The following is an 8,092-nucleotide window of genomic DNA, read 5'->3' as shown; positions in this document are numbered from 1 at the left end:
CCCCCACCCGGCCTCCCACTCAATGTATCATCGATGGGAGGCCGGGTGGGGGAGCGGGCCGGCACCGCACCTGATCCAGTAACGCTGGATCAGCCTCCGAAAATTACGCCGCCTCGCGCTTCACATACATGCTGTTGCGCGGCGCGGCCATGACGCGGCGGACGATCGGCTCGAAGAAGGACAGGGGCGCCGAATCATAGTTCGGATCGAACGCCGCCTGATCATATTTCTCGCAGAACTCCGCGCAGGCCTCGAAATGGGGATGGCCGCGATAGCCCTCGCGCAGATCGCGGTCGAGGCCGAGATGGTGGAAGAAATAATAGCCCTGGAAGACGCCGTGCTGCGCGCAGATCCAGTGATTCTGCTCCGACACGAAGGGCTTCACGATCGCGGCGGCGACATCGGGGTGATTGAAGCTGCCCAGCGTGTCGCCAATGTCGTGGAGCAGCGCCATCACGACATAATCATCGTCGCGCCCGTCGCGGTGCGCGCGCGTCGCGGTCTGCAGCGAATGTTCGAGCCGGTCGACCGGGAAGCCGCCATAGTCGCCGTCGAGCAGGCGGAGATGATCGAGCACCCGGTCCGCCACCTTGCCCGCATAGGGCATGAAATGGCCCGAGATGATCGCCCAATCCTCGCTGGTGCCCTCGGTCATCGCCTTGAACTGGGCGCGATCGCCGCTTCCGTCCGCCATCCTCTCTCTCCTTTACGTTTACGCGAAGAGTAACCCAGCGCGGCCCCCGCTTCAATCGCGCGCGCGAATCGACTAGACGATGCGCGATGGCGAGCATCGGCCTTCGCGCCAAACCCTTTTTCGACGACAAGAACCGGGCGTTCTGGAACCTCCAGACCGCCGGGTGGGCCGGCTATTTCGTGCTCCGCACGCTTTCCGGCTTCGCCAACGGGCTGACCCTGTCCTTCCTCGTCCCCGTCGCGGTATCGACGGCGACGGGCTATTCGCTGACCCTGGTGATGGCAGCGGTGTTCCGCATGCTGCTGAACCTGAAGCCGATCGTCACCTGGACGGCATCGATCGCGACGCTGATCGTCGCGGCGGCGGTCTATTCGATGATCGACGCCTGGATCTTCAATACGATCCAGCGCCCCGGCGAGGCCTTTGAGCTGCGCCTGTTCGTCGGCATCCTGTTCCTCAACTCGATGGTCGTGATGGGCTGGTCGGCGCTCTACTACGCGATCAACTTCTATCTCGTGCTCGAGGATCAGGCCGATCAGCTTTCGCGGCTGGAGACGCAGGCATCGACAGCGCAGCTCGCGATGCTGCGCTACCAGCTCAATCCGCATTTCCTGTTCAACACGCTCAATTCGATCTCGACGCTGGTGCTGCTGAAGCAGACCGACCGCGCCAATGCCATGCTTTCGCGCCTCTCCTCCTTCCTGCGCTACACGCTGGTCAACGAGCCCGCCGCGACGGTGACGCTGGAGCAGGAGATCGAGACGCTGAAGCTCTATCTCGAGATCGAGAAGATGCGCTTCGAGGACCGGCTGCGCCCCAGCTTCGAACTCGATCCGGCCGTCGCCAAGGCGCGGCTGCCTTCGCTCCTCCTCCAGCCGCTGGTCGAGAATGCGATCAAATATGCCGTCACCCCGCAGGAGGACGGCGCGGACATCGGCGTATCGGCGCGGCTTGTCGTCGATCGCGTGCTCATCACCGTGGCCGATACCGGACCGGGGTTGAATGATCGTCGTGCAAGGCCCAGCTATTCAACAGGAGTCGGTTTGGCGAATATCCGCGACCGTCTGGCGCAGGCCTATGGCGCGGACCATCGATTCGAGGCGAAGACACGCCAGGGCGGCGGTTTCGCGGTGACGATCGAGATTCCGTTCCAGATCGAAGAACAAGCTAAGGTAGCTGCATGACCATCAGAACGATCCTGGTCGACGACGAGACGTTGGCGATCCAGGGACTGCAACTGCGGCTTCAGCCGCATGAGGATGTCGAGATCGTCGAGACATGCTCCAACGGCCGCGAAGCCATCCGCGCCATCAAGACGCACAAGCCCGACCTCGTTTTCCTCGACATCCAGATGCCCGGTTTCGACGGCTTCTCGGTCGTCCAGGGGCTGATGGAAGTCGAACCCCCGCTGTTCGTCTTCGTCACCGCCTATTCGGATCATGCGATCCGCGCGTTCGAGGCGCAGGCCGTCGATTATCTGATGAAGCCGGTCGAGGAGCAGCGGCTGGCCGATACGCTCGATCGCGTGCGCCATCGCCTGACCGAGCGCCGCAATGCCGAGGAAGCAGGCCGGCTGAAGGAAGTGCTTGCCGAAGTCGCGCCCGAGACCGCGGCCGAAATGGCCGAGGCAGAGGATGCGCCCTCCGCCAGCCGCTTCGAGAAGCTGATCAACATCAAAGATCGCGGCCAGATCTTCCGCGTCGATGTCGACACGATCGAGAGCGTCGAGGCCGCCGGCGACTATATGTGCATCAAGACCGCGGACAACACGCTGATCCTGCGCGAGACGATGAAGGATCTCGAGAAGCGCCTCGATCCGCGCCGTTTCCAGCGCGTCCACCGCTCGACCATCGTCAATCTCGATCTGGTCAAGCAGGTGAAGCCGCACACCAACGGCGAATGCTTCCTCGTGCTCGATTCGGGCGCGCAGGTGAAGGTGAGCCGCAGCTATCGCGACGTGGTGGCGCGCTTCGTGCACTGATTCGGTCCGCTTGCGCGGACGTGCGGCACCGGCCCACTCCCCCACCCGGCCTCCCATCCAGGATACACTCAATGGGAGGCCGGGTGGGGGAGTGGGCCGGCGTCGGCTCCGTTTCAACCATGTTGAAACGGCCAACAGAAAGGCCGCCGCCCCACATGGGACGGCGGCCTTTCTCTTTTACTTGGCCTTTTTGGCGGCGATCCAGTCGCCGATCTTCTTTTCGAGCACTTCCATGGGCAGCGCGCCGGTCATCAGTACCTGCGCGTGGAATTCGCGCGGATCATATTTGGCGCCGAGCTGCTGCTTGGCCTGGGCCTTGAGCTTGAGGATGGTCAGCGCGCCGATCTTGTAGGCGAGCGCCTGACCGGGGATGGCGATGTAGCGCTCGACTTCCGAGGTCGCGTCGGTCTTCGACATCGGCGAGTTGGCGAGCATGTAGGCAATCGACTGATCGCGCGTCCAACCCTTGGCATGGATGCCGGTGTCGACCACCAGCCGCATCGCGCGCAGCATCTCGTCATTCAGGCCGCCCATGCGCTGATAGGGGTCGGTCTCGACGCCCAGATCCTTCCACAGCGTCTCGGCGTAAAGCGCCCAGCCCTCGACGAAGGCGGTGTTGCCGCCGAAGCGCATGAAGGCGGGGAGCGCCGGATTTTCCTGCGCGAGGCTGATCTGGAAATGATGCCCCGGCACGGCTTCGTGCAGATAGAGCGTCTCCATCTCCCACATGTAGCGCGAGGGGAGATCATAGGTGTTGTAATAGAAGACGCCGGGGCGCGATCCGTCGGGCGTGCCCTGCTGGTACGAGCCGCCGGCGTCGTTCTTCTCACGGAACTCGGGCACTGGGCGGATTTCGAGCGGCGATTTGGGCAGCGTCGAGAATTGCTCGGGAATGCGCGTCCACACGCGCTTGCCGATCTCCTCATAGCCGATGCGGAGCTGCTCCTTGCTCGTCGGCTGGAAGCGCTTGTCGGTGCGGAGATAGGTGAAGAATTCGGCGAGCGTGCCCTTGAAGCCCACCTGTTTCTTGACCGCTTCCATCTCGGTTGTGATCCGCTTCACCTCGGACAGGCCGAGATTGTGGACATAGTCGGCGGTGAGCGGCAGCGTTGTGTTCTGCTCGATCAGATACTGGTAGAGCTTGGCGCCGCCCGGCATCTGGCTGAGCCCCACGCTGTCGCGCGCGACGGGCAGATATTCGTTCTTCAGGAAATCGCGCAGGCGGACATAGGCGGGCAGGATCTGGTCGCGGATGATGTCCGCATAGTCCTTGGTCAGGCGCTGCTGATCGGCGGCCGAGATGCCTTCGGGGAATTTCTTCACCGGCCCGTAGAAGGTCGATCCCTCGACGCCCTGGTTGATCTGGGTGTCGAGCTGGCCGATCACATTGTTGACCACCAGCTTGGGCTGGGTGACGCCCGATTTCATCCCCTGGCGGAAGCGCTCGATCGAGCGGTCGATCAGAACCACGAACTGGCGGTGACGCTTCAGATTATTCTCATAGTCGGCGAGCGTCTTGAACGGCGCCGCGCCCTGCCCCGACGACAGATCGGGATAGAAGGTGTGGAAGCCGAAGAAATGGTCGATCGGGCGCACGATGGTGGCATCGATGATCGCGGGCTCGAAGCCCTTGATCGACATCACCGTCTGCCACTGGAACACGTCATAGGCGATCTGGTCGGTCGCGTTGAGCTTCGCGCGATCGATGCCCTTCAGCGCGGCGAGATCGGCTTCGGAAGCGCCGCGCTCGCCCGCCAGATACTGGTCGGTCAGATAGTCGCCGAGCTGGTCGGCATAGCGCAGGTCGCCACGGAACAGCGCCTGGATGGGATTGCGCTTCAGGCTGGCTTCGTCGCTGTCGTGGAACAGCTTGAGCAGCTTCTGATCCTCGGGGCCTACATCTGCGGCCGCGGCAGGCGCGGCGGTCTGGGCGGCCACGGGGGCGGCGATGGCGGGGAAAGCGAGGCAGGCGGCGGCGAGCAGCAGCGCGCGCGTCTTCGACTGGATCATGGACTTAAGTCTCCGGTTCAAGGCTGACCGAAGGCTTAGGCAGAGGATGGGATGAAGGGGAGGATTTTTTCGACGAGCGACATTGCCGCTCGGCGAAGAACGGAGTCGGGGCCGGCCCCGAGGGACCGGCCCCGATCTTTGGAGTACGGCTGCGGCTTAGAAGAAGAAGCCGTTATAGACGGTGATCACCCGGCCGTTGCGGACGTTCACCAGCAACACGTCGTTGCCGTAGCGGACCCAGCGGCGGTCCGGGCCGGCGATCGGCAGGCGGTAGCGATAGGGATCGTTGATCCAGTAGCGCTGGTGATAGAACTGACCCGGCAGCGCATAGCCGACCGCGACCGGGCGGTAGCGCCAGCCGCGCACCGGGGGGGCGTAGCGCGGGCCGCGGAAGACGTCGCCATGGGCGCGGCGATAGTCGCGCCAGTCCTCACGATATTCCTGGCGGGCGTCGCGCAGGTCGCGGCGCTGGTCGCGGATGTCGCGCGGATCGCCCCGGCGCTGCGCATCGCGCAGATCACGCTGCTGTTCGCGAATGTCCTGGCGGTCGCGGCGAAGCTCGCCGGCCGACTGCGCCATTGCCGCAGTGGCGGGGAGCGCGACGGCGGCCATGAGGGCGGTCAAAATCAACTTACGCATCTTCTGCTCCTATGTCTGCTGCCGTACCCGAACGCGCGATTCGGCTCCGGGTGCCGGCACAAAGCCTTTTTCGGGCTTTCGCCCTGAACGGACATGGAATGATTCAGTCAGCAAAATGAAAGGCTTGTGACCGGAACGATAAATATAGAAAAACCCCCGGCGCAGCGGCCGGGGGTTCAGGGAAATCGACTGTCCCTCGCGACTACCAGAAGAAGTCGCTGATCACGTCGACGACATAGCCGGTGCGCGAATCGATGAGCAGCGCATCGTTATAGTAACGGATCCAGCGATAGGGCCCGTAGGCGGGCGGCAGGCGATAATAGCCCGGATCGCCGATCCAGTAGTTCGACGTGAAGAAGATCGAATCGAGGTAGATGCCGATCGACGGACGCCGATATCCATAGCCCCAGCCGTTGGGCACATAATAGCGCGGCAGGCGATAGATGTTGCGGTTGCGGCTGCGATAGTCGCGCCAGTCATAGCGGCGGTCGTTGCGCCAGCCGCGATCCCAGGAGCGATTGTCCCAGCGGCCGTTGTTGCCCCAGCCGGGACGACCCGGATCGGGGCGCGCACCGGGGCGGCCGTCGCGCCAGTCATTGCCGCGATCCTGACGGAAGTCGCGGCGATCATTCGCGCGATCGTTGCGGAAATCGCGGGCGTCGTCGCGACGCTGATCGCGGAAGTCGCGCGTGTCGCCCCGGCGATCCTGACGGAAATCCTGCCGGGCATCGGCGCGGTCGCGCGCGAAGGTCTGGCGATCGACCTGGCCGTTCTGCAACGCCTGCCGATCCTGCTGGCGCTGCTGCTGGAACTGCTGGCGGTCGCCCTGGCGATCCTGCCGGAAGTCCTGCCGCGCCTGATCGCGCTGCTGGCCGAACTGCTGACGATCGTCGCGCCGTTCCTGACGGAAATCGGCGCGCGGCGTCTGCGGCCGGGCCTGCTGTTGAGGTTGCGCCTGGGGCTGGCCCTGCGGGCGGGCCTGGGGCTGTTGCTGCTGCGCGCGCTGCGGGCGATCACCGCCGCCGCGCCCGCCCCAGCCACGATGGTCCTGTGCGAGCGCCGGCGTCGCCGCCGTGGCCGCAAGCAACAGGCCGAACAAGAGCTTCTTCATCCTGACTAGACTCCTCCAGCCGCGCGACGAACTTCCGCGCGTTGTTCGCCTTATCGGCTTCCGTCGATGAGCGCGGTCTGAACTTTCCTGTCAGGAAATAGAAAGCTGCCGGTAATGTTCCGGCCAGATCGTTCAGCGCGACTTCTTGGGCGCCAGCGCGGGCACTGCGCGCGCGGCATCGGCGGGATCGATCCCCGGCGGCGGCGCGACCGCCAATGGCTCCAGCCCGCGCGCCACGCGCGCGGCGCGCCTGATCGCCTCGCGGATGCGCGGATAGGTGCCGCAGCGGCAGAGATTGGTGATCGCCGCATCGATCTGCTCGTCGGTCGGATCGGGCGTCTTCCGGAGCAGCACCGAGGCGGCCATGATCATGCCCGGCGTGCAGAAGCCGCATTGCGGGACGTTGTTGGCCGCGAAGGCCTGCTGCACCGGATGACTGCGATCGCGCGACAACGCCTCGATCGTCGTCACGAAGCGCCCTTCGAGCGCGCCGATCGCGATGCGGCAGCTTTTCACGGCCTCGCCGTCGACATCGACGACGCACGCCCCGCAATCGCCCGACCCGCAGCCATATTTGGTGCCGGTCAGGTTCGACGCGTCGCGCAGCGCCCAGAGCAGCGGCGTCTCGGGGTCCATGCGATAGTGGACGGGCTGATTGTTGACGGTGAAGCGCGTCATGTCCCGGCCTTAAGACAAAATCGCCCGCGATTATAAGCGAAATCGCGGGACGCCCCCTTGCACGCCCCGCAGCGCGACCGAATATCGCGTTGCATGAAACAACCCAGCCTGTTCGTGCCGCACGGCGGCGGCCCCTGCTTCTTCATGAACCCGGGCGGCGATCCCGATCCGATGTGGCGCCCGATGCAGCATTATCTCGAATCGGTCGTTGCGGGCCTGCCCGAACGGCCGCGCGCCATCCTGCTGATCTCGGGCCATTGGGAGGAGCAGCGCTTCACCGTCCATGCCGGCGCGCATCCGGGTCTGCTGTTCGACTATTACGGCTTTCCCGCCCACACCTATCAGCTGACCTTCCCCGCGCCCGGCGATCCCGCGCTCGCACGCCGCGTGGCCGCGCTGCTGGAAGCGGCGGGCTTCGAGACCGGCGAGGAGAGCGAACGCGGCTGGGATCACGGCGTGTTCATCCCCCTGCTCGTCGCGACGCCCGAGGCCGACATTCCCGTCGTCCAGCTGTCGCTGCGCAAGGATCTCGACCCTGCGGCGCACATCGCCGCCGGCGCGGCGCTGGAGCCGCTGCGCGACGAAGGCGTGCTGATCGTCGGATCGGGCATGAGCTTCCACAATATGCGCGTGCGCGACGGCAGCGCGACGCCGCGCGCCGACCTGTTCGACGATGCGATGACCGAGGCGGTGACCTGCCCCGACCCTGCGGCGCGCGCCGCGCGCGTCGCCGACTGGGCGAACCTGCCCGAGGCGCGCTTTGCCCACCCGCGCGAGGAGCATCTGATTCCGCTGATGGTCGCGGTCGGCGCGGGCGGCAGCGATCCGGCGCGCCACGACTTCCGCGATCATGTGATCGGCTGGACCGTTTCGGGCTATCGGTTTGGTTAATTTGCTGTCCGCTTGCGCGGACGCGGCGCCAGCCCGCTCCCCCACCCGGCCTCCCACAGAGTGTATCCTGAATGGGAGGCCGGGTGGG

At 65.1% G+C, this 8,092-nt stretch carries 8 protein-coding genes; 3 read left to right on the top strand and 5 right to left on the bottom strand.

The window, feature by feature from the left end; genetic code table 11:
* Positions 1-103: 103 nt before the first annotated feature.
* Positions 104-694 carry an HD domain-containing protein gene (locus AC3WT0_RS19720; protein ID WP_492755112.1) on the bottom strand — a complete coding sequence of 197 codons (591 nt, stop codon included), beginning with the start codon at positions 692-694 and terminating at the stop codon, positions 104-106.
* 86 nt (positions 695-780) lie between these two features.
* On the opposite strand from AC3WT0_RS19720, the gene AC3WT0_RS19715 reads away from it, so the two are divergent.
* Together AC3WT0_RS19715 and AC3WT0_RS19710 are read left to right on the top strand one after the other, a co-directional pair.
* Positions 781-1,878 (top strand): sensor histidine kinase, encoded by a 1,098-nt coding sequence (locus AC3WT0_RS19715; RefSeq protein WP_492755111.1) that lies wholly within the window; start codon positions 781-783, stop codon positions 1,876-1,878.
* Positions 1,875-2,675: a LytR/AlgR family response regulator transcription factor gene (locus AC3WT0_RS19710; RefSeq protein ID WP_492755110.1), complete on the top strand. Its 801-nt coding sequence runs from the start codon at positions 1,875-1,877 to the stop codon at positions 2,673-2,675. Before AC3WT0_RS19715 ends, AC3WT0_RS19710 begins: the two co-directional genes overlap by 4 nt.
* Before the next feature lie 177 nt (positions 2,676-2,852).
* On the opposite strand, the gene AC3WT0_RS19705 is transcribed toward AC3WT0_RS19710, so the two are convergent.
* From AC3WT0_RS19705 to AC3WT0_RS19690, 4 genes are all read right to left on the bottom strand, one after another.
* Positions 2,853-4,685, bottom strand: coding sequence for a DUF885 domain-containing protein (locus AC3WT0_RS19705; protein WP_492755109.1), 1,833 nt, complete (start codon positions 4,683-4,685; stop codon positions 2,853-2,855).
* Positions 4,686-4,841: 156 nt separating this feature from the next.
* The gene (locus AC3WT0_RS19700) at positions 4,842-5,324 is read right to left on the bottom strand and encodes an RcnB family protein (RefSeq protein ID WP_492755108.1); all 483 of its coding nucleotides are present in this window, start codon (positions 5,322-5,324) and stop codon (positions 4,842-4,844) included.
* Between the two features lie 202 nt (positions 5,325-5,526).
* Positions 5,527-6,435, bottom strand: coding sequence for an RcnB family protein (locus AC3WT0_RS19695; protein ID WP_492755107.1), 909 nt, complete (start codon positions 6,433-6,435; stop codon positions 5,527-5,529).
* A 132-nt stretch (positions 6,436-6,567) separates the two neighbouring features.
* Positions 6,568-7,113: a (2Fe-2S)-binding protein gene (locus tag AC3WT0_RS19690; protein WP_492755106.1), complete on the bottom strand. Its 546-nt coding sequence runs from the start codon at positions 7,111-7,113 to the stop codon at positions 6,568-6,570.
* A 93-nt stretch (positions 7,114-7,206) separates the two neighbouring features.
* On the opposite strand from AC3WT0_RS19690, the gene AC3WT0_RS19685 reads away from it, so the two are divergent.
* Positions 7,207-8,004 (top strand): DODA-type extradiol aromatic ring-opening family dioxygenase, encoded by a 798-nt coding sequence (locus AC3WT0_RS19685; RefSeq protein WP_492755105.1) that lies wholly within the window; start codon positions 7,207-7,209, stop codon positions 8,002-8,004.
* Positions 8,005-8,092: the final 88 nt, after the last annotated feature.

Source organism: Sphingomonas sp. EU05-FHT14C10, assembly GCF_058790595.1.
This window is presented reverse-complemented; position numbering and strand designations above follow the sequence as displayed.

Coding starts and splice junctions, on each gene's coding strand:
- AC3WT0_RS19720 (WP_492755112.1), bottom strand. CDS start 694: ATGGCGGACGGAAGCGGCGATCGCGCCCAGTTCAAGGCGATGACCGAG.
- AC3WT0_RS19715 (WP_492755111.1), top strand. CDS start 781: ATGGCGAGCATCGGCCTTCGCGCCAAACCCTTTTTCGACGACAAGAAC.
- AC3WT0_RS19710 (WP_492755110.1), top strand. CDS start 1,875: ATGACCATCAGAACGATCCTGGTCGACGACGAGACGTTGGCGATCCAG.
- AC3WT0_RS19705 (WP_492755109.1), bottom strand. CDS start 4,685: ATGATCCAGTCGAAGACGCGCGCGCTGCTGCTCGCCGCCGCCTGCCTC.
- AC3WT0_RS19700 (WP_492755108.1), bottom strand. CDS start 5,324: ATGCGTAAGTTGATTTTGACCGCCCTCATGGCCGCCGTCGCGCTCCCC.
- AC3WT0_RS19695 (WP_492755107.1), bottom strand. CDS start 6,435: ATGAAGAAGCTCTTGTTCGGCCTGTTGCTTGCGGCCACGGCGGCGACG.
- AC3WT0_RS19690 (WP_492755106.1), bottom strand. CDS start 7,113: ATGACGCGCTTCACCGTCAACAATCAGCCCGTCCACTATCGCATGGAC.
- AC3WT0_RS19685 (WP_492755105.1), top strand. CDS start 7,207: ATGAAACAACCCAGCCTGTTCGTGCCGCACGGCGGCGGCCCCTGCTTC.